Genomic DNA, 23,130 nt, shown 5'->3' with positions numbered 1-23,130 from the left:
TTATGATTTAATCATTTCCTCTATGTTCGAAAGAAGCTGTCGGAAAGCTTGAAATAATCTGTTGACAGCTTGCATGCTCACACGCGAGGTCATGTTCTCGCAAGATACTTGAATGACTCCGCCAGCAAGCCAAGTTCTAAACGCTATATCATAGCGGCCGGGTACGGCTCTGGTAGCATGTTGAACTAATACAAAGTAAGCGTACCCATCCGGCTTGATGATTGGCGGATCGGCAACCTTCTCTGAGTGAAGACGCCCTTTTGCGGCAGAGGCTATGACATCGGAGAAGTGTTCCGCATCCAATAACTGAACCACAAAGGAGTTAACCGAAACTCCTGTCTGTATGTTGATTGAAACCTCGTCCTGATTTATCACATCTGCCAGCAGGTACGCATAGATGGCAGCAATGACATCGAAGTGCTGTACGCCGTACCGATTCGAAATGCGCGTGATCGCCGAAGTTTCATCCGCGGTGAGCACGAATTGCATGATTTCCTGCCTAACTGTACCGGCTTCGGCAAGGAAATAAAGCTCCGGAAGTTTCACGCCTTGCACTTCTTTCCCGGATACGGAATTTGCCTTCAGTGTTGACTCGATCTGTCCGGCCAGCTGTCCGATCGTCGGAAAACCAAACAAGTCTGCCACAGTGATAACGCCCGGATACAGCTGTTCGATCTGTTCAGCCAACAGGACGAGTATGAGCGAATTCCCACCGGATTCTAAGAAGCTATCATGCAACCCGATTGATCCTATACCGACTAGAGCATTCCATATCTCTATCAATGCTTTCTCGACCTCTGTCGCAGGCGATACCGATTGCTTCTCTTGTTCAAGCTGAGGTTGCTTGGCCTGAAGCGCCTTCCGATCTATTTTTCCGTTTGGCGTATGCGGCAGGGTATCCAGTTCTACAAATACAGCAGGAATCATATAGTCTGGAAGTTTGTTTGCTGCATGCCTTCTAATATGAGCTGTATCAATCGATTGATTAGCGGTGTAATACGCCGCCAGGTATTGCAATCCCGCATTGGACTGGCATGGGACTACAACGGCTTCACGCACATCCTCAAACTGATTGAGAATACTTTCAATTTCACCTACTTCAATCCGGTATCCTCTGATCTTGACCTGGCTATCCAATCTTCCCAAGAATTGAAGCCTGCCATCCGGCAACCATTTGACGGAGTCGCCTGTCCTGTACAGGAGCTCATTATCTGCAAACGGCGAACGAATAAACTTCGTGCGGGTCAGTTCAGCATTGTTCCAATACCCCCTTGAGACCCCATCACCAGCAATACACAGCTCGCCCGGGATTCCAATGCCGAGCAATCGGCATTCCGCGTCCACAACATAAACTCTCGTATTGGCAATGGGCTTGCCTATTGTAATTTCGCTACTCGTATCCAGCCGATCGAGTAATGACCATACAGTCGTTTCGGTCGGCCCGTACATGTTGTAGATCCGTGCTTGTGTCGTTTCACGGAGCCGGTGCAACAAGGAATGCGGAAGCATCTCTCCTCCGATGAGGATATTCTTCACGGTCTTTAGATGACTGCTGACTTTGACGCTTCCAAGGAAATACTGCAAGCGGGATGGCGTCAGTTGGATAGTTTCAATCGGCACCTCATCAAGCAGCTTGGCCAAGCTGTCCGGATCTTTACTCTGCTGATCGCTTGCGAGAACGACTTGCATGCCCATCGTGAGCGGCAACAACGTTTCCAACACGAAAATATCGAATGATAGGGTTGTTAGAGAAAGCACCGAGGAGTCAGGAACGAACGGAATGGTATCCGTTATTCCAACTATGAAATTAACGACGTTACGATGCTCAATCATTACCCCTTTCGGATTGCCCGTAGAACCAGATGTGTAAATCACATACATTAAATCGTTGCCTTCGCTTGCCGTTCTAGGAGCCGATAGGTCATTCTCCACAGGTACCATCCCTGCATCTCGCCCAAGAATAATCATCTCTCCTTCGAATCTTACTCTGCCTGCGAGTTCCTCCTGTGTCAGCAACAGCCGGCTGTTGCTGTCCTCAAGCATATAATTCAGCCTCTCGGATGGGTAAGTGGGATCTAACGGCACATAAGCGGCTCCGGCTTTCAACGTTGCAAGGATCGCCACCAGCAAATCCGCTGACCTCTCGAGCATAATTCCCACGAAGTTCCCTTTGCCGATTCCTTTGGCTCGCATGTAGTCCCCCAAGCGACTCGACTTTTCGTTCAAATCCCTGTATGTGATGCAATCCGTTCCGCATCTGACCGCCATCCGATCCGGATACCGCTCCGCTTGGGTCTCGAACAGAGCATGAACAGTAGCTTCCCGATCGTACTCCCGTCGCGTATCGTTAAAATGCTGCGTTATTTGTACGCGTTCCTTTTCCGTCATGATATCAATGGACGATATCGGCACCTCAGGATCATTTGCTACCTGCATAGCAATTTGCACGAAATGCTCCGACATCCGCTCAATCGTTCGTTCTGCGAACAACGCTGACGAGTACTCAAAATGAAGTATGATTTCTCCTTCCATTTCTTCCGCCTGCAAAGTCAAATCGAATTTGGAAATGTCGGGCATGTAAGCGAACGCCTCAAACTTCAGCCCTGCCATCTCATTGACTTCGTGTTTCGTATTCTGGAGCACAAATAGCGTGTCAAAGAGCGGGTTTCTACTCAAGTCGCGTTGCACATTCAACTTCGTGACCAAATCCTCGAATGGATAATCCTGATGCTCGAAAGCAGTAAGCACTCGTTCTGCGACCTCTACCAAGAAAGAACGGAATGTTTTCTGTCCGGAAGGATAACTCCTGATCGCGAGCGTATTAATGAATAGCCCCATCATATCTTCCAAATCCATATGATTTCTTCCCGCCGTTGGCGTGCCAATCACGATGTCTTCTTGTGAAGTATACTTGGACAGCAATGTGTAATAGACCGCCAGCAATAGTGAAAATAGCGTCGTGGAATGCTTACCAGCCAGCCTCTCCAGTTCGCCCGTCAATTTTTTATTTATTTTGTGAACGAAACGCTTCCCTTCATATCGTTGAATCGGTGGCCTTGGATAATCTGTGGGCAGATTGAGCAAAGGTAATTCTCCGTTGAAGACAGACAACCAGTATTGTTCTTGGTGCTTCATGATATCGGACCGCAGTAGCTCATGATGCCAAATCGCGTAGTCCTTGTACTGCAACGGTCGTGGTTCAAGCTCGTCCCCGTTGTATAAAGCCGTAAGCTCGCGAATCATGATGCCTGTCGTCCAAGGACCGTCTGATATAATATGGTGCATATCCAAGAGCAGATAATGTGTCTCCTTATCGACACGTAGCAATTTACTGCGAATTAACAGGTCTTCTTTTAAACGAAACGGTCGAACGAATTCTTTCAGCTTGCTCTCCAGTTCATGCTCTTCGCAAGTTTCGCAAGGTATGTCCAGCGTCATTAGTTCTACCATTCGCTGTACCGGTTCTCCGTCGACTAGTTGGAACCGTGTCCTGAGGATCTCATGTCTTTCTACAATGCTACCCAGACATCTGCATAATTTTTCTGTATCCAAGGGTCCTTCCAATCGATAAATCATTGGCATATTATAACTGATCGAATCCCCTTGTATCTCCGAAAGAATGTACAATCTTCTCTGCGAAGCCGTTGTCGGGTAATAAGTTCGCTCCTTAACTCGAGGAATAGGCGTATATGTCTCCTGCTCCGCCGTTCGTATATAGTCAGCGATACCACTAATCGTTTGTCTATCAAATATTTCCCTCAAAGGGATCTGTACAAGAAATTCCCGATGAATGCGGAAGGCCATCATCATAGCGCTTAAAGAATGACCTCCAAGCTCAAAGAAATTGCTGTTGACCCCGAAGCCTTCGCGCTCCAGTAGCTCCTTCCAGATGCCATGCAGCCGATTCTCTAGAGCACCTGATGGAAGGCTGGCATCTCCCGTGTATGCGGGAGCCATCTTTGATAGTTTCTTTCGGTCAACCTTGCCATTAGGCGTCAAAGGCAACCGATCCAAAATGAAGAATTCGCTCGGTATCATGTAGAGCGGAAGTTCTTGGCGAAGATGACGAATAAGCTCGGCATTTGTAACCTCGCCAGAGGCAACGACGTACGCGGCAAGCATCATATTCCCTTCCGATCCTTCCCGCCCGGCAACGACTGCTTCTTCCAAATATGAGTGACGAAGCAGTACAGCTTCAATCTCGCCAGGCTCAATCCGGTACCCTCGTATCTTAAGCTGGCTATCCTTCCTTCCGACTATTTCCATAATTCCGTCCCGATGCATGATACCCAGATCTCCCGTACGGTATATTCGGTCAGACGCTATTTTAGAGAATGGATTAGGAATAAAGCGTTCTGCCGTAAGAGCTGAATTATTCCAGTATCCATCGGTAACTCCCAGACCAGCTATGCATATTTCGCCGACGGTATTGAACGGCAACGGACTAAGGTCGTCATCTAGTACAAAGATTTGCGTATTAGCAATAGGTCTGCCTATAGATACCTGCTGATCAGCTTGAATCTCATATGCCGAAGACCAAACCGTCGTTTCAGTCGGTCCGTACATATTTATAATTCTTGCATCGGTGACCTCGCGCAACTCGCGAATGAGCCTTTCATCCAGCTTCTCGCCGCCAATTAAAATCGTCTTCAACGAACGAAGGAACTTGTGTGACTCCTTATCCTGTAGCATGATCTTTAATCTGGAGGGCGTACATTGCATTTGGGTGACCGGTCGGAGCTGCCGTTCTGACTGACGTGCCTCAATTGTTCCGTCAAACTTGCCTTTCACCTGGTTCAAGTGCTCTAGCCCTTCCCTGATATCTGCTTCGGACAATCCAAAATCGACTAAACAAGCGATCTCGTTGACGCCCATTCGACTGAGTTTCGAGACTAAGGAGGAACAGGTTTCCGGGGTGCCGAATAGCGCTGCCCTGGACCAATATTTCTCGAACGCCAGCTCGACAAGCTCGTCTGTCCTCACTTTGGATCCAAGCCAACTCTCAACATCTGGAATGTCAAGACTTTGTGCCAAATTCTTCATTAATCCAATGCTGGAACGGATATATTCGCAGAATGGTGACTTGATCTTTGCTTTCACAGCGTGCTCGTCGTCCCCGATAAACGTGTGTAGCATAATTGCAACCTTGGATTGACTGGAATCATAGCCGTACTCTTCAAGCGTCGTTCGGTAAACTTTAATATTCTCTTCCAGATCTTCAACTTCCTGACCCAACAAATGCGTAAGAATATTCGCGCCGATTCGGCCAGCCCGAATAAAGGTATCGCGGCTTCCCGCAGTCGTAATCCACATCGGAAGTTCGGCTTGCAGCGGTCTAGGATATGTCTTGATACTGACTGGTTTGCCGGACCCGTTCAGAAACTGATGCTCCTCTCCCCGCCAAAGCTTCTGGATCACATCGACTTGCGCGAACATCTCATCGACCCGGTTATCGTACCTCTCGGGGTAAAATACAAAGTCATCTGAATGCCAGCCGGAAGCGAATGCCAGCTCGACGCGGCCGCCGGAAAGATTATCGACGACGGCCCACTCCTCCGCAACGCGGGCAGGATGATGAAGCGGAGCTACAACACTACCCGAACGGATGCGTAGCTTATTCGTCTTTACAGCTACAGCAGCTGACAGAACAGACGGATTAGGGAACAGGCCTCCAAATTCGTGAAAGTGCCTCTCCGGGACCCACACTGCTTCAAAGCCGTTCTGATCGGCGAATTGCGTTGTTTCCAAGAATAGCCGATACTTTTCCCGCTCGTCCTCTGCGCCATAATTCGAGAAAAACAATAGGCTGAAAGATACTTCATCCATCTGCCCGACGCGTAAAAACGCATCGTACGAATGATTCATTACATGGTCTTCGGGCTTAAGGACAACCTGTATCCCTTTCGATAACGTCCACAATAATTCAAGTACAGATATATCGAATGATACCGTCGTTAAAGCGAGAAATGCCTCGTTCATCGAAGGCCGGATCACAGCATCCATTCCGGTTACAAAGTTGAGGACATTACCATGGGTAACCATGACGCCTTTCGGTTTTCCTGTTGAGCCTGAAGTATACATCAAGTAGGCCAGATGCTCCCCGTGAATCGGGGTTGCAGCTGCCTCTGCCATAAATCCCGGATCGGCCGTCCCCTCTATGACTTCGATAACGTGCAACGCATAGCATTCAAGCCTTACCACCAAATCGCGCTCCGTGACTACCCACTTTGTTTGACTGTCCGTAATCATATGAGCTATGCGATCTTCAGGAAAGTTGGGGTCAATTGGCAAGTATGCCCCGCCTGCCTTCAATATCGCAAGCATGCCAACCACTAGATTAATGCTACGGGAGTGCATGAGCCCAACGATGCAGTTGGGGCCTACACCATGGCTGCGCAAGATGAAGGACGTCTGCTTCACTCTCGCCATAAGCTCCGAATAGGTGACCGACTCATCTTGATATACGATTGCGATTTGTTCTGGATACAGCTCAGCCTGTTTATCAATTAAATCCACGACTGTCTTGTTTATTGGCAAGTCCAAGCTGGTTGCATTGTGCTCATACAGCAACTTGTGAAGCTCTTCCTCCGTAATGAGCCGAATACTCCGCAACTGCTCGTCAGACTGCGCCACCACGGCTCTTAGCATGTGGACGTAATATCCAGCAATCCTCGTTGCCGCAGCCTCCGTATATAAAGAGCTGTCATACTCCAATCGACCCTGCAAATCCGTAGACGAATAGCGGAAAGCAAAGAGCGTTCCGCAAGCAATTTGATCTTCCCATCCTGCAGGGCTAATATTCTCGAGCATGAACATGCAATCCGACAGAGGAAAACCATCCCCCGATTGATCAAGGTTGAGCTTATCCCACAATACGTCCGTTGGATAATTCTGATGTTGAAATGCTTCATGAGCGGTAACCTTAACTTTCGAGAGCAATTGCTTAAAACTGAGTTCGCCATCTACGCTTTCTCTTAATGGGAGGACAGCGTTAAGCCAACCGCCCTCGAGCTTGCCCATATGGTGCATCGGGGAGCCAATAATAAGATCCCGGCGACCCGTGCATTTATACAACAACGCGAAGAGAACGCTTACCAATAACACGTGGATGCGTTCCTCAACTCCCCCGCAGATGGCATTCACTTTATCAAATATTTCCGTAGGGATAATGATATTCGCTTGTTTACGTTCCCCAGACACAGCCGTATCGGTCGATTCATACGGAATGTGGGTATGGTCTTCGACGCCTGACAGTTTGCCCAGCCAGTAAGCTTCTTCAGCAACAAGTTGCTTGGCAATTACCGTTTTTTCGGTCAGCATCTCTCTCATCAAGATTCTCTTCTCCCCTTTATCCCTCTTACCGCCAGAAACTTCTTATCGCTTGTTTGAAATATATGGTCCCACAAGGTAATAAAAAAAGAATAGTTGCACTTGTACAAATCATGATGTTTCAAATGGTATGTGCCTATTGATAGCCATCGGGTGATGATGCCCCTGATTCTCGGGTTGTGATCAACAACCTTACCAGCTAAGAACACTTCATAAGCATAATGAAACGCCAGCAGTATCCCTCCTGGAATCGGATCGATGAAGGTAAGTACAATTAGGGGTGCTGTCAGCGTTATCCAAACATCCAGCGAAGCCTTCAAGCCCCCAAACCAAAAAAAATAGTTCGAAGGCTCAGGCCAATTTGATTCCCCGTACTTGACACGGTGATGCACGATATGGATTTTGTATAAAATGTTTTTCTTATGGGGAATATGCGCCAGCCGATGGACGCCGTACGAATACAGCGTCCAAATGAAGAAGTATGCAATCACTTTTCCGATCACGAATATCATTGACATCCTCCAGTCTCTTACTGGTTGCTTCAGAATACGAAATCATCGAGAAGCTCCGGCAATAATACGCTTTTGGCAACCGATCGGTCACTTGACAGCGTCATTTCGCCAATGCCAATGTTCTCATTATCCAGCGCTTGTTTCAGTATTTCGATATAGCGGTCCAGCATCCGCGAAGCTGTATCTTTCCGGAACAAGTCTACAGCGTATTCTAGCTGGAACGTTATATCTTGGTGCTGTTCGATTGCCGTCAACAAAATTTCGGCTTTCAACGCTCCGTTATGGAAGTCCTCGGAACGAACGGTCAAATCCGGTAGCTCCAGGGACTGATCCGCAAGCGACTGGTGGAAGAACATGGTATTAAACACAGGCATCAATCTATTAGCGCCGGAATCCCCTAATTTTCGTACGATCTCATCGAATGGATAATCTTGATGGTCAAACGCACTAATAATCGAATGCTTCGCCTTCAGGAGTCCGGATAAGAACGTGTCCGATTCGTCCAAATGATGCCTTAGAGCCAGCGAGTTCACGAATAGTCCAACGCAATTTAGAATATCCGTATGTCTCCGTCCAGCTACCGGCGTTCCGATCGCAAAATCATTTTGACCGGAATACTTAGCCAGCAGAATATGGAATGCGTTCCACATAATCATAAACGGCGTAACCTGGTGCTTTCTCGATAACCTCATTAGCTTTGAAGTATACTCCTCGTTCAGCGTTGCCTTGCACAGCTCGCTTCCCGAAACCAGCTTCTTCTCTCTAGGAAAGTCCGTTGGAATCTGTAGGTACGGTACTTGGTCCAAAGCAGTCAACCAAAAATCGGCTTGACGGCTCAACAGAGCACGCTGTTCATTGGAGTCTAACCACGTTGCATAATCCATATAGGAAGAACTACGTGTACCAGCGTCCTCGCCTTTGTATAGAGCTGTAAAATCTCTTAGCAAGATTTTTACAGATTCGCCGTCTGAAACGATATGATGGATATCTATGATAAGCAAATGCTTTTGGTCCCCGGTTTTGACTAAAACCACCCTGCAAAGCGGGGCCTTCGTCAAGTCGAACGGTCGCAGGAATCGTTTCAGTACATCCTGCATGTCATGCGGTTCTTCGATTTCCTCATACTGAACTTGGCAGTCAACCTCATCCCTTACCTTCTGAACAATTTGATCATGGATAACGGTAAATTCTGTTCGAAGGGCTTCGTGCTTGGCAAAAAGCGCTTCAAATGCGTGTTGGAAACGTCCAATATCAATTTCCCCCTCCAGCGAAAGAACAAATGGAATGTTGTAGTCCATCGATTGTTCATTCATCTGCTGTAGCAAATACATCCGCTTCTGGGAGGGAGTCAATGGATAATGGTCTGCTTTCGGTGCGATAGAAATGCGGCTCCAAGCTTCTGCTTTCGGGAGGCGCTCGATCTCTTCTGCCATCTCCTGAAGCGTTGCTTGATTGAATATTCTCGATAGCGGCAGTTCCACCTGAAAGGCTTCTTTCACTGCTGTGGCCAGCGTTATCGCCCGCATGGAATTTCCGCCTAAATCAAAGAAGTTGCTTTCCGTGCCGAATTCATCGTTGTAATTTAAAACTTCTTTCCAGACAGCATGCAATTTGTGTTCAGTGTCGGTGGAGCAAGGGATGATCTCCCCATGCTGTCTGACCAACTTAACTCCTTCGGCACTCATAAGCGCCTTCTGATCTACCTTGCCGTTCGCGTTAATTGGGATATCCGCCACTTGCACGATATGTGAGGGAATCATATGCACCGGAAGTTGCATCTTCAAGAACGGCAATAGTTCATCCAAGGTTAACTGCTGTTCCGATACGATATAGGCAGTCAAATCCAACATGTTGTCCCGATTTCGGACGGCGTCCACTACGCAATCCCGTACTGCGTTGTGTTGGATGAAGGTCGCGGCGATTTCTCCTAATTCAATCCTTACCCCGTTTACTTTCACCTGCGAATCTATTCTACCGAGGTATTCGATTTGTCCGTCGGGTAGCAATCGACCCATGTCGCCAGTTCGATACAACCGAATATCACGATTTAACGGGTGCATGACGAACTTCGCGTTCGTTAAATCCGGATTGTTCCAATAACCGTTGGCCAACCCTTTCCCTGAGATGCAAATCTCTCCGGGCACGCCTATAGGTAGCTGCTGTAGGTTATTATCGAGAATGTGGATGTCGACATTGCAGATCGGCCTTCCGATTGGAATGTTCTCTTGCCAACGGTCAACTGTAAAGCAAGTTGTTACGACAGTGTTTTCTGTCGGTCCATAGTTATTATAGACGGTATAGTCAACAGGAGTAAATTTACGCAACTGTTCCCCACCAGTCAATAATGTCAGAAGCGATGACGGCCCCCCCATCTCCATAAACCGTTCGGCAATAGGCGTAGGCAAGAAGGCAATCGTCACACCCATGTCGTTGATAAATGCAGACAGCCCTTGCATATCTAGCTTTAGCCGCTCTGGTAACATCACGATACTTGCGCCAGAACAAAGATAGGGAAATATTTCCCATACAGATGCATCAAAGCCTAATCCAGCGTACTTCAGAGCGCGATCTTCTCCCCCGATGCGAAATTGTTCTTGGTGCCATCCGCATAAATTCGAAAGTGCTTGATGACCTACCACAACGCCTTTGGGAACACCGGTCGAGCCAGATGTGTAGATCATATAAGCAGCATTATCATTTTTCCGTTCGATCCGAAGAGCGATTTCGCCTTCCAAATCCCAATTTAATGCGTCGAGATCAATGGCGAACGTATTCTCTTCTTCACAAACATCCATCAAATGGGTCTGGGTCAATATCAGTCCTGCACAGCTGTCGCGAAGAATATGCCGTACGCGGTCAGCCGGATATTTCGGATCGATTGGGACAAAAGCTTTCCCTAGCTTGAGTATCCCAAGAATGCCAGCAATCATATGAATTGACGGTTCTACCATGATCGCTATGAACGGACTGCTCTCCATTGCCGAATGTTGCATAAAGGCTGCAACCCGATTAGCTCTCGCATTCAATTCCGAATAGCTGAATTCGCAACCATCGCATAAGACTGCGACTTGATGCGGATAATCGGTCGCGAGCTTCTCGAATTGTTCCAGTACCGACGATTCATCCAGCTTACGGTCATCCCCGCTTAATAAAGTTCGAATGTGTTCTAACTCGGATTCGTCTAACATTTGAACTAGCCCGAGTTCCACGGTTGGCCTGCGAATGACATCGAGCAGGATATTGACATAATGGCGAGCAAGACGTTCTACATATTCATTCGTATATAAATCTGTTCTATATTCAAATATAAATTCAATCTCTTCCTTATCTTTCTCTACGGCATACAAGGTGAGATCGAATTTGGAAGCCAGGACGTTTTGGTCGCTTTGTTTAACAACGACATCGTCTAATTCGATCGCTCCGATGTTCATATTTTGCAGAATAAACATGATATCAAACAGCGGATTCCGGCCGTTCTCCCTATGCAATGACAACTTCTCCACAAGCCGGTCAAATGGATACTCCTGGTTTTCAAATGCCTCCATGACAGTCGACTTTACATTCTGCAAATAACTTGCAAAAGGCAAATCTCCCTCCGGACGGTGACGCATCGCAATCGTATTCACGAACATGCCGATCACTTCCTGGAAGTCCTCGTGCGTTCGTCCCGCAACCGCAGAGCCGATAACCATATCTTCCTGTTGTGTGTACCGGTACAGCAACGTTCCTAATACCGCATTCAACAACATATATAGGGTAACATTCTGCTCCTTGCACAACCGCATAATTTCGGCCGTGCTTGCTTTGTCAACTCTCGCGTACACCTTATCTCCCAGGTACGAGATAGAGCGTTTCCTCTTACCCTCCGCAGCAAGGTCAAGAGAAGGAATCTCGCCCGAAAATTGATTCAGCCAATACCGTTCCTGTTCTGCTAAAACGCCTGATGCGATTCGCTCCTGCTGCCATTCCACGTAATCGCGGTATCGCGTACGAACGGGCGCCAAGGATTCGCCTCGATACAATCGGGTAAATTCGTCAATGAGTATGCCTGTGGATACTCCGTCACATGCAATGTGATGCGTGTCCAACATTAAAATGTGGTGTTGATCGTGAACTTTCCACAAAGCCACCCTGATGAGCGGACCGCTTCCAAGATCAAACTCGCGAACAAATTGGCGCTTCTTTTCCTCCAACTCCTCGCCCTTGACCATGCTATACTCGATAGCGAAAGATTCATGGCGATCGGGAATGACTTGCACCGGAGTTCCGTCAACCGTTTGAATGGTAGCTCGCAGCATTTCGTGCCGGTCCACTAGAGCACAAAATGCGATTTCGACTTGCTCTTTGCTTACGCTTCCATCGATTTCGACGCAGGCCGGCATATTGTACCGCAACGCATTCGGCGCCATCACGTCCATGTAATATATTTGTTTTTGTCCCGCCGAGAGCTGATAATAAGATCGCTCCGGCGCGGTTGGCAAGCATATAAAGTCGTCTTTCTCCCCATTCATGATAAATCGGGCAAAGCCTTCGATCGTTGGATGCTTGAATGCTTCGGCGATATGCAGGCGCACTCCCATTCGCTTATGGATTTTCCCAAGGAGATTTATGCCTTTAAGAGAATCGCCGCCCAGCTCGAAGAAATCATCGTGAATGCCAATCGGTTGCACACCAAAAAACTGCTCCCAAACGGAAACCAATTCTTCTTCCGAGGCGTTGCGCGATCCAACATAATCCGAGGACAAGTTGGGTCGGGAATCATATGAGCGATCAGCCGAATCCTCGAGATCCGCATTTTCTTCGCCTGCTTGGCTCACCCACTGTTCAATCCTTGTCGTAAGGGAACCTGTCGATACGACGACCTGGTCCGTCACCGCATGGTCAATAATGCGGAACATCGCCTCTATTCCCTCTTGATAGGTCATCGTATACTGGTCCAAGGTTGTCCGAATACCGGATGCTTTCCCTTTCTCGGAGGGCCAAGCATCCCAGTCGATGCTAACCCAACGGTTGAGCATTTTTTGGTTGTGGCAGGACACAAAATGGTCTACGTAAGCGTTAGCAGCAGCGTATGCGCTGAATCCGATCCCTCCTAGAATGGAAGCAAGGGACGAGAAGATGATACAGAAGTCTAGCTTCTGGTTCTTGAAAATTTCCTCAAGAACCGTCAACCCCTTCACTTTAGAGTGAAACTGCGTTTCAAAGTGAGTCTTTTGAATCGAGCTAATTAATGCTAAGGAATCCCCTTCTGTGACGCCTGCCGAATAGATTACGCCATGGACCGGACCATACAGACGCTCGAATTTCCCAATTTCCGCCTTTAGTTGGGTAGCATCGGCCACATCCGCTTGGATATAGTGTGCATTCGCACCCAATGCTTCCAGTCGCTTCAACTTGTCAATCTTCCTACTAATGTGATCGTCCGGACCATGAGCGGATAGCCAGCTATCCCAGTCTCCCCGGCCCGGAATTTCGGTCCGCCCTGAAAGGACGAGATGCGCTGCGCCTATTCCCGCTAGGTGTTCAGCGACAGTGTAACCGATATTGCCTAACCCGCCTGAGATGTAGAAGGACTTATCTTTATATTGTTCTTGGCCTTCGGAGGGCAACGGCGTCAACTGATGAGCTTGGAAATCTTGGACCAATCTCTTTCTGTTGCGATAAGCTACCGTAGGCTCCAAGCGATTCAATTGGAACTCGTTGATCAGATCCCCTGCAAGTTCTCGAATCATCTCCTCATCCTGCAGCTTCACAATATCGACATATTGGCAGGCGATGTTCGCATTCTCCTGCGGAATGACTTTACTAACGGCCGTCACGGTTGCTTTGGCAGGCACCATGGTCTCGGTTCCATCGATTTCAAATACGGAGTCGCCTACCGTCTGAATCCGGATTGCTCCCTGAATGCGGGATGCTCCAAGCGCTTTGGCCAAATTTACGAGACTGTATAACCCGCTGATTTGAATTTGTTCAAAGTCCGCTTCATCCGTTAATCCCCACAGATGAATGATATTTATGGAGTTAGCTGATTCCATGATGCGCACTAACCTTGCATTATGTTCTTCGATCTCAGGCTGCATCACAATCGTTTGGTTGCTTTTCTCCTGAAACGCCGACCCTTGGTAAATCGCGGTGACGTCGATTCCTTGAGAACGAAGCGACTCCACGATGGCCTCCCCTAGACCAAAACCGTCGCAGAACACATACCAAGGAATCTTTTCGGCTTGACGCAGTCCTGCTATGGGCTTCGCATATTTCCAGGAAGGTGTATAAAACCAATCGGTCAAGTTAACCTTGGTTGCTCTGCGTACAGGTTGGTGGCCGATTGCCCCCTTCTTATATAGGTCCATTAACTTCGAGTATCGTTGTCTTTCAAACGGGTACGCGGGTAAATGCACCTTATACCGTTCCTGAGAACTATATAAATTATCCCACCGAATTGATGCTCCATTGATCCAAAGCCAGCCCAAATTATTCAAGATATATTGAATGTCCGGAACCGAATTCACCTTAGGGCGAACAAGCGGTACAATCTGCCGGGCATGCTGTTCGGCAACGAACCTTCTAGTGAGGGCGCTAAGATCTTGCCCAGGACCTACTTCGACGAAGAGGCAATTGGGGATCTTCGCCAATGTCTCAATGCCCTTTGCAAACCGAACGGTATCCTGCAGGTGACTGACCCAATAATTCGGATCCATAGCCTGATCGGGATTAATCCAACCACCTGTGATGCTTGAGATATATGCAACGCTCGGTTTGGATAACGTCACGCTTCGCATGTACTGATGAAACCGGTCAACGATCCCTTCTGTAAGTCTGCAATGACTTGCATGCGTTACTGGCAACCGTGTGCACAGCAATTTCATCGCTTTCATCTTTGACTCGTAAGCCGATATCGCTTCAACCGTTCCCGATACGATGCAAGACTGTCCATTAACGACCGCCAAGGATACTTCTTCAGTCAAGGACGCAAGAACCTGATCCTCCGGCAGTGGAACACTGAGCATGGCTCCTGCCGGCATCTCATGCATCAGCTTGCCGCGAAACACCGTGATTCCCAGCGCATCTTCAAGCGTGAATACTCCCGCAATGCATGCGGCCACGTATTCGCCGAAACTATATCCGATCATGGCATGCGGGTCCATTCCCCAATGAATCAACAGCTTGGTCAATGCATATTCGAAGCTGAAGATGAGCGGCTGAGCCAATGATGTATTGTCCAATCCTTGATCTTCCAATTGCTTGTTTCCCGCAGGATACAGTATCTCCTTATAATCGGTACCCGTTATGTTTCGGAGGATCTGGAAGCATTGATCGAGCTCATCTCTGAACACCGCTTCGTTCTTATACAGTCCCAAACCCATATTGATGTACTGCGCCCCTTGTCCCGGGAACATGAACACAAGTTTGGCTTGTTCAACCTCAGAATGCATTCTTCTTGTCCGTTTCAACGGGTCAGCTTCTAAACAATCCAACGCTTCTTCACGGCTACCGCATACAAATGACATCCGATATGGAAACTTTTTGCGACCCGTTTGAAGCGTATAGGCCGCATCGTCTAAGTTGATTGCCGGGTTGTGCTCCAGATATGATTTAAAGTTAGATTTCATCTGATCTAACGCTACTTCGCTTCTCGCAGACAAGACGAAGAGCTTGGCGTTATCTGAAGTAGGCCGGATCGGAAGCGAAGGCGCTTCTTCCATGACGATATGAACATTAGTCCCTCCGATGCCGAGTGACGATACCCCCGCACGCCTAGGACCTTCGGAATTCCAATCCGTTAGCTCACTCACGACATAGAAGGGACTATTATCCAGATCAAGATAGGGATTCGGATTACTGTAGTGCAGGCTGGGCGGAATTTTTCCATGCTTCAGTGCCATAGAAGTCTTCACAAAACTCGCAATGCCCGCGGCACTGTCCAAATGGCCGATATTGGTCTTAACCGATCCAATCCCGCAATAGTTCCGTTGATCCGTAGCAAAAGCTAGACGAAGCGCTTCCACTTCAATTGGGTCTCCCAGGCGGGTAGCGGTTCCGTGTGTCTCGACGTAGTTCACCGATTCCGGCGATACCCCGGCATCTTCATACGCGGCTCTGATCACCTCAACTTGACCATCAACGCTTGGCGCAGAGAATCCCGCTTTCATTGCGCCGTCATTATTCATCGCTGACCCGCGAATAACGGCATAAATATGATCGCGGTCGGCGACCGCGTCGGAAAGTTTTTTTAGGATTACGCACCCCAGACCGTTCCCGAGTAATGTGCCGCTCGCCTGTTCGTCGAACGCTCTGCAATGCCCATCTGCCGAAGAGATACCGCCTTCTTGATACAAATAACCTTTTTCTTGGGGAAGAGATACAGATGAGCTTCCCGCTAGCGCCATTTCGCAGCGTCCCTCAATAATATCCTTGCATGCAATGTGGATGGCAACAAGACTGGTGGAGCAGGCCGTGAATACGGAAACACTCGGTCCCTTCAGGTTCAATTTATAAGATACGTTCGAGTTGAGGTAATCTTTATCATTGATTTGTCCTGCCTCGAAGCGAACATTATCATCCGTGTCAGCCATGTTTGACAAGTACTCCCAGAGCACATTGGATGAAGCTCCTGCGTATAGCCCGACGCGACCCTCATATTCATCCGGCGTATACCCTGCATTTTCGAATGCTTCCCAAGCGCACTCCATGAACAAACGGATCTGAGGATCCATTGTCTCCGCATCTCTAGCGGAATAACCGAAGAAACCCGCATCGAAATATTCAGCATTTTCTAAGATCCCAGTGGCTCTTACATAATTTTCTTGATTTAAAAGCTCGGGTTCGATGCCATGCTCAGCAAGCTCATCTTTGGAGAAAAAGGTGATGGATTCCGCGCCGTTTTCGAGATTGGTCCAGAATTGCTCTATGTTATCGGCGCCAGGGAATCTTCCGGCCATCCCAATTACGGCAATCGCATGGTCTTTCTCCGCCCGATTGGTCTCGGATGAATTCACTTGTGAACCTCCTTTTCTTCGATATGATGGGCAAGCGCGGCAATTGTCGGAAATCTGAATAAGGTGACGACTGGAATATGGAGTCCCATTCGCTCTTGAATCATTCTATTCAACCGAATCATATCCATCGAAGTGCCACCCAAGTCAAAGAAGTTGCTTGAGCGGGAGACAGCATCGATTCGGAGCAGCTCCTTCCATAGCCCCGCCAAAACCTGCTCTGCGTTGCCCTGTTGATGTGTTTCTCTTCCTTCCATGTCCATGCCGTCCTGCGCTACTTCCGCTTCAGAATTTCGTTCGGGGGCAAGTTTAGGAAGCAACAGCTTATCGACTTTTCCCACAGTATTCAATGGTATTCTGTCCATTTCCACAATGTGCTCTGGCACCATATACGCAGGGAGCTGTTCCGTAAGATGTTGTCGAGCGTCAGTTTCTCGATAGCCAGGTTTGACAACCACATATGCGCATATAACCAGGTCATCTTCTCTCATATCCGGTCTGGCAAGTACAACTGCATCGACAATACAGGGATGCGACAGCAGCGAAGCCTCGATCTCTCCCAGCTCGACTCGATACCCCCGGATTTTGACTTGCGAATCGCTTCTTCCAAGAAATTCGATAGCGCCGGTTCGCGACCATCTTGCCATATCCCCCGTTAGATACATCCTGTCGCCTGGAAGCAACGGATTATCAATAAATTTCTTGTCGGTCAATTCCTTTTGATTGATATAGCCCCTTGCCAAACCAACTCCAGAGATAACCAGTTCGCCGATGCCTCCGAACGGTACAAGTCGATGGGCCGGATTCATGATAAAGCACTTCATATTCTGAATAGGACCGCCAAGGGTTACCTTTTGCCGCCCGCAACGTTCCGATAAACAGTCAATGGCTGCCTCAGTCGGTCCATAATTGTTGTATACGGTATATCCCAACTGGAGCAACTCGTCTTTTAGGGAATCCTCCAACTCCTCACCGCCAGACAGAACGATCCCCAGACTATCCAACTTCGGTGCACCAGATAAGAGCTCTCGAATCATTCTCGGAACGAAGTTTAAGATGTGAATCCCGTGTCGTTGGACGAATTCACGAAAACGAATGTGATCAATCGTTAAGTATTCATCCGTAATATATAAGGTAGCTCCTACTGATAGCGGGGCGAAAATATCTTCAACGCTAGGGTCGCTCGTATAGTTGTAGGTTAATAAGGTACGGCTATTCTCATTTAACCCGGTAATCGCAACGAACCAATCGATCGTATTCACGGCGTTGCGATGCTCAAGCATGACGCCCTTCGGCTTACCGGTAGACCCGGATGTGAACATAATATAGGCAAGGTCACTGGAGGCCACTTTGACGTCCGCATGCAGGTTGTTATCGATGTTTTCCACGATCCGATCCACTTCGTACACTTCTGCTACATTGCTAGTTCGCAGGTTCTGTAAAGACTTCGAACCTGTCAACGTAGCAGTATTCGTAAGGACTAGCGAAGCCGCGCACTCCTCGAGCATCATGGTTGCCCTGTTCACCGGCGTATTGGGCCCAATAGGCAAATAAGCTCCGCCGCTTTTGAGAATGCCCAGTATGCCGACAATCATCTCGATCGAACGTTTGATCATAATCGCTACGACCGTTTCACTGGCAATGCCTTGCTGGCTCAAGAATCGTGCAACTTTATCGGCTCTGTCGTTTAGTTCGCGGTAGGTCAGCGTTTCCTCATCATTCACTAACGCAATGCGATCGGGATTACACTGCACTTGTTCGAGTACAAGGCCGTGCAATGTCTTCCAGTGGGGCCAAGGTTTCTCTGTACGATTGTACTCCTCCAATATTTTCGCACGCTCGTCTTCTAGCAAGATATCTATCTCGTCGATCGGCAGGTCGGACTGGAAGAGTGCGCTAGCAAGTAGCTGAACCACATGCTGTCCGATTGAAGATACTCCTGAATCTTCGTATCGCGTTGCGTCGAAATCGATCTTAAGCGATAAGTTGCCTTCCTCCCTTTGGACAGTAAAGGTCATATCCGAGTATGCGGACGAATGCCCGATACTGCGATGTATGCCATCCATTTGAACAATAACACCAATGTCAGGCGCTGGCCCGCTCTCGGGTGTCCAAGTTAGTTCCGGGTGGTCAAGCGCCTTCCTCACGGTTTGATTGACGGAAAGAACGAGCTCCCTGAAGCATACCTTGTCGTCAATCCTGCATGAGATCGGGAAAAAGCCTGGGACATGCTCATCTCCGCCAACTTGTTTGTATACGGGCGAACCGACGGCCACTTCAGGAACGCCGGCATATCGTTGAAGGACCGATAGAACACCTGCCATTATGACAATATGCATGCGCGTATCGGAATGGTTGCTGATCAATGCTACTTTGGATGACACGACCTCAGGCACCTCGAGCTCAATTACCTTACGAGAAGAGCCATCTACGCGAGATGGCTCTTCTCGATTGTCGTAAGGGAAATGTACACGCGGGAACTCTCTCTGCAAGCGTTTTCCCTTTTCCTTTTCCTTATTTTCGACAGAATTATTCATGGTCTAGTCTACCTCTTCCCGCTCGATCGCTTGGATTACGAAAAGTATATTTTCCTGTCATTCTCGCCTGAGCTAATATTCACCAAAATGACTTTTTTGCTGTTCGTCTTGGCTTTATGGATGACGCCAGCCAGTTGATATCCCGTTTCAAGAGCGACCAGCTTTTGTTCCGATTGATAGAATAACGAAGCTGCCTGTTTGGCTTCCTCCGACGTGAACGTTTTGGCTTGGATTATATTCTGACTATGAAAATATGACACGGCAGGGGCAACGATCGTAGAACCTAAACCGCCGATATATTTGCCGTCATTCAGCAAGCCGTCCAATCCATACGTATGGATTAGCGGGTAGTAGCTCTGGCTGTCGATGGAATAGTGTCCCCATTTTCCTTCCGTCAGGATCGGGCAACTCGTGGCTTCGGCCGAGAAAATTTCCACTTCTTTGCCGCCGTCAAGTTTATCGGCAATAAAAACGGAGGCGGTGCCAAGAATGTTGGCACCCCCTCCGCAACTTCCCACTACAATGTCGGGATAACGGTCAATTTGCTTTAATTGTTCCTTCGCTTCAAGTCCGATAATGGTCTGTGGAATGACGAAGTATCCATAGACGCTTCCAAAGATATAAGCCGAATTACTTAACGTTTTGGTATACGTGATGGCGGCATCCGCCGACAAGGTCAGCAAATCCTGATGTTCCTCGTCTAAAGGTACAACGATCGTCTTGGCACCTGCGTCCTCCATAATCTTGACTCTGTCGGGGCGCAAACGATTGCTTTCCTCGTCGATGAAGCATAATACTTCGATTCCAAAATGGTTCGCTGCCTTAGCCAACGCGGTGCCCCAGTTGCCTGTCGTTTCCGTTGTGATTGTCTTAATTCCGTCTCTCTTGCACATATAAGCGATTAGATAGGCACTGTTCGCTTTGTGGTTTCCCGAATGCGTTTTCCCTTCGTCTTTGATGTAAATTTCGCAATCGGTGCCGATCGCTTGTTCGAAAGCCACCGCCCGGAACAATGGTGTCGGACGGTACTGAGCGTATACATTCAACACTTCTTCGGGAATCGGAATAAGCTTTTCCTTAGACAATTCAAGCTCGGCAAGAGAAGGCGGAATTAATTGAATAATTTCTTCCCTTGTTAAAGACTTTTTCGTAGATTGCTCAAGCAACTGATAATCGAAATAGGAATTGATGTTTAGATAGGATGTAATCATTTATTAAAACTCCCTTGCCTTAATTTTAAATTACTGTAAATAATCAGAAATATTTATGTGATATTAACATGCAATAAAATTTCATTTATCAACACGTCCAGACTTTATCTAAGCTATTACCTGATTTATAAAGATATAGAGCTAATGGCACCATCTCTTTGGATGTCTCATTTCGTAAATATGAGACATCCAAATCACCAAGCCTAACTCGGTCAAGGTTATCGGAATCTTTAAAAATGTTAAACAAAAAAATTGCTCTCTCTTTATTTTCTATATTATATGAATTAATTTGTTTCAATGCCGATGTATCATTAAACTGCTAACGAAATGAGGCCCCGTTCATAGTTAATTTCATTCCCGAATTCCTTAATAATTATATGCAGGAGGATGTTGATCACCCTTCATTAGATATACCAAAATTATTAATAATATAATTTGAAAACTCCTCAATAGTAATGGTTGATAAGTTATCTTCACTTAAATATTCGTCAGAAAATTCAATATCTAATTGAAGTTCTAACTCTATAACTAGTTGTATGAATCGTAGAGAGTTGATGCCGTTTTCTAACAGCCCTTCGTTAAGTGGATGATTCTCTGGAACTTCTAAAACTTTTCTGATAGCGTTTTCTACGATTGTAGTTACATTCATTGGACATAACCCGCTTTCCTAATATTGTATGGCAAAAAAAGTTTAAAAATATTTAATTCACATTTATGAATTAGAATAAAACATTTAGTAAAGAAGGAGGTCTTCAAGATCAGAATATATCATCCCTCAAGCATTGCTTGTTGTTTTTTGATGATTAGATATTCTCACGCATGAATTTTTCTCCTTAAGATTAAAACCCTCAAAATTTATTTTTTTACAGTTAACTTTAGCAAGCGTTTTGTCCATAAATCCACTATGTCTTCTATTTTAATCCGTTCATCTTTATTGAAATGTGATTGCTTTTGGATAATTTCTCCCACCGATTTTGAGTGATCGACTTCTATTAAAAAATCGTAAACTTCTTTTGAAATAGATACGGTTTGACCAAAAAAATAACAAAAACTTATTTCATAAACATCATCCATTTGAACACCATCATTACTGGTCTTCTTTCTTTTATTTAGTGACACGTACTGAGGTAAAACGGGAATTAACTTCATGACTGCAGCGTCACAATCTGTATCGAATGGAACCCATAGTTGCTAATAACATGATTGATCTCCTCTATTGTGTATAATTTTCTTCTGGTTGGATGATTGTCAATTCAGCTATATGTGTGGAATGAATCTGTGTAAGTAAAACTAATTGTTTTCGGATCAAAATCTCTAACTGGGATAACCATATGCGTTGAATACAAATCACCAATAACCCGCTGCTCGCCGATAGTAAAATACAAGACATAATTTATTTCAGGTTTTCCGCCTTTTTTTAACCAAGCTTCGAAACATGACACTTTCACAAATTTTCCTTTCCTTTAAGTAACGGATACGATCGGACTCAGTAGATAATCCTTTATGTTCTATTTTTATTGCTTGATCTTCTGGCAGAGAACTTATACTGGCTAAAGGTCCATATTTAACTTAAAAAAATCAACTCGTGATTATATGAATCTATACTTGAATAAACCGAACACCAACACATTGCCGGCTGTGACACCATAATTCTAAGAAAACCAATTTGGCACAAAGTATGGAAGATGCCGCTAATCGTATCCCCACCACTCATTTTTTGACTATTAAAAGTATCGGTTTATTGATCCATTTCTGTTTCATCCGAGACGATCAAGAGAGGATACTTTAATTTAAAAAACACACTGGATCCCCCAGACTCAATGCTGTGCAAAAATAAATTAAAGCCCTCGTAATCGACCGACCGCCATTATACAGAGAAGCACCGCGCGCTGGAAAGTGCGCGCAGTGCGGAAAATAAAATACTAATTAACTTAATTCTTCAACGTACCTACTCAACAAATCTAAATAACGGTGTTATGCCCTGCTACTTATTCGTGAAATTAAATACTGCATTAACTCCTTGATCTATTGTATCCTTCACTTCTTCAACATATTGGTTGTTTGTATAATGAGCTAGTGTTTTTCTCCAGTGTTTTAACGCCCTAATGTTTTTATCATTAGGCGTAGTAAAAAACACCCAATTGCCTTTGAATTTATCAAATAATTTGATAGCTGCCTTCTCCGCAATTCCAGTACCGCGGTATGCGCCTAATATAAAGAATTCGTGCAAAAAGAAGTCACTGCCATCAAATATATAGGGGGGAGTTGCAACCAGCGCAAACCCTGCGGGCAAATTATCAACTATAATTAAAAACGGAAATAAAACATTCTCTTTCTCCCACCATATGTCGAAAACAGGAATTTGTTCTTCGAGGGTTTTATAATCATCGTTATCCTCAAAAACTCCATATTTATTCGTATAAACCGTACGCACTGCACTTAGTTCATGCAAGTATAAAGGGTATAAATTATTAATAATAAACTTTTTGTTTCTATCGCATAATTCAACTAAAATCTCAACCATATATACCTCCATGGGTTAGTTTAA

General features: G+C 46.5%; 8 protein-coding genes. All 8 read right to left on the bottom strand.

Annotated elements, in window-relative coordinates; translation table 11 throughout:
* Positions 1 to 7,329 (bottom strand): non-ribosomal peptide synthetase, encoded by a 7,329-nt coding sequence (locus tag Q9R46_RS21795; protein ID WP_311281844.1) that lies wholly within the window; start codon positions 7,327 to 7,329, stop codon positions 1 to 3.
* Complete coding sequence (locus Q9R46_RS21790; RefSeq protein WP_123064861.1) at positions 7,329 to 7,841, bottom strand: sterol desaturase family protein; 513 nt, start codon at positions 7,839 to 7,841, stop codon at positions 7,329 to 7,331. The genes Q9R46_RS21795 and Q9R46_RS21790 overlap by 1 nt, the downstream gene beginning before the upstream one ends.
* 29 nt (positions 7,842 to 7,870) lie before the next feature.
* The gene (locus Q9R46_RS21785) at positions 7,871 to 16,837 is read right to left on the bottom strand and encodes a non-ribosomal peptide synthetase/type I polyketide synthase (RefSeq protein ID WP_311281742.1); all 8,967 of its coding nucleotides are present in this window, start codon (positions 16,835 to 16,837) and stop codon (positions 7,871 to 7,873) included.
* Entirely contained in the window at positions 16,834 to 19,371 is a 2,538-nt protein-coding gene (locus tag Q9R46_RS21780; RefSeq protein ID WP_311281741.1) for a non-ribosomal peptide synthetase, read from the bottom strand. Before Q9R46_RS21780 ends, Q9R46_RS21785 begins: the two co-directional genes overlap by 4 nt.
* A 35-nt stretch (positions 19,372 to 19,406) precedes the next feature.
* Positions 19,407 to 20,582 carry a pyridoxal-phosphate dependent enzyme gene (locus Q9R46_RS21775; RefSeq protein WP_311281740.1) on the bottom strand — a complete coding sequence of 392 codons (1,176 nt, stop codon included), beginning with the start codon at positions 20,580 to 20,582 and terminating at the stop codon, positions 19,407 to 19,409.
* Positions 20,583 to 20,976: 394 nt separating this feature from the next.
* Entirely contained in the window at positions 20,977 to 21,231 is a 255-nt protein-coding gene (locus Q9R46_RS21770; RefSeq protein ID WP_311281739.1) for a phosphopantetheine-binding protein, read from the bottom strand.
* 206 nt (positions 21,232 to 21,437) lie between these two features.
* Positions 21,438 to 21,656 (bottom strand): hypothetical protein, encoded by a 219-nt coding sequence (locus tag Q9R46_RS21765; protein WP_311281738.1) that lies wholly within the window; start codon positions 21,654 to 21,656, stop codon positions 21,438 to 21,440.
* Positions 21,657 to 22,566: 910 nt separating this feature from the next.
* Positions 22,567 to 23,106 carry a GNAT family N-acetyltransferase gene (locus tag Q9R46_RS21760; RefSeq protein WP_311281737.1) on the bottom strand — a complete coding sequence of 180 codons (540 nt, stop codon included), beginning with the start codon at positions 23,104 to 23,106 and terminating at the stop codon, positions 22,567 to 22,569.
* Positions 23,107 to 23,130: the final 24 nt, after the last annotated feature.

It is taken from the genome of Paenibacillus sp. RRE4, assembly GCF_031844205.1.
Classification (GTDB): domain Bacteria; phylum Bacillota; class Bacilli; order Paenibacillales; family Paenibacillaceae; genus Paenibacillus; species Paenibacillus xylanexedens_B.
This window is presented reverse-complemented; position numbering and strand designations above follow the sequence as displayed.

What these genes read in the sequence shown, in the direction of transcription:
- Q9R46_RS21775 (WP_311281740.1), bottom strand. Translation starts at nt 20,582, where the DNA reads ATGATTACATCCTATCTAAACATCAATTCCTATTTCGATTATCAGTTG.
- Q9R46_RS21770 (WP_311281739.1), bottom strand. Translation starts at nt 21,231, where the DNA reads ATGAATGTAACTACAATCGTAGAAAACGCTATCAGAAAAGTTTTAGAA.
- Q9R46_RS21780 (WP_311281741.1), bottom strand. Translation starts at nt 19,371, where the DNA reads ATGAATAATTCTGTCGAAAATAAGGAAAAGGAAAAGGGAAAACGCTTG.
- Q9R46_RS21765 (WP_311281738.1), bottom strand. Translation starts at nt 21,656, where the DNA reads ATGGATGATGTTTATGAAATAAGTTTTTGTTATTTTTTTGGTCAAACC.
- Q9R46_RS21790 (WP_123064861.1), bottom strand. Translation starts at nt 7,841, where the DNA reads ATGATATTCGTGATCGGAAAAGTGATTGCATACTTCTTCATTTGGACG.
- Q9R46_RS21760 (WP_311281737.1), bottom strand. Translation starts at nt 23,106, where the DNA reads ATGGTTGAGATTTTAGTTGAATTATGCGATAGAAACAAAAAGTTTATT.
- Q9R46_RS21795 (WP_311281844.1), bottom strand. Translation starts at nt 7,329, where the DNA reads ATGAGAGAGATGCTGACCGAAAAAACGGTAATTGCCAAGCAACTTGTT.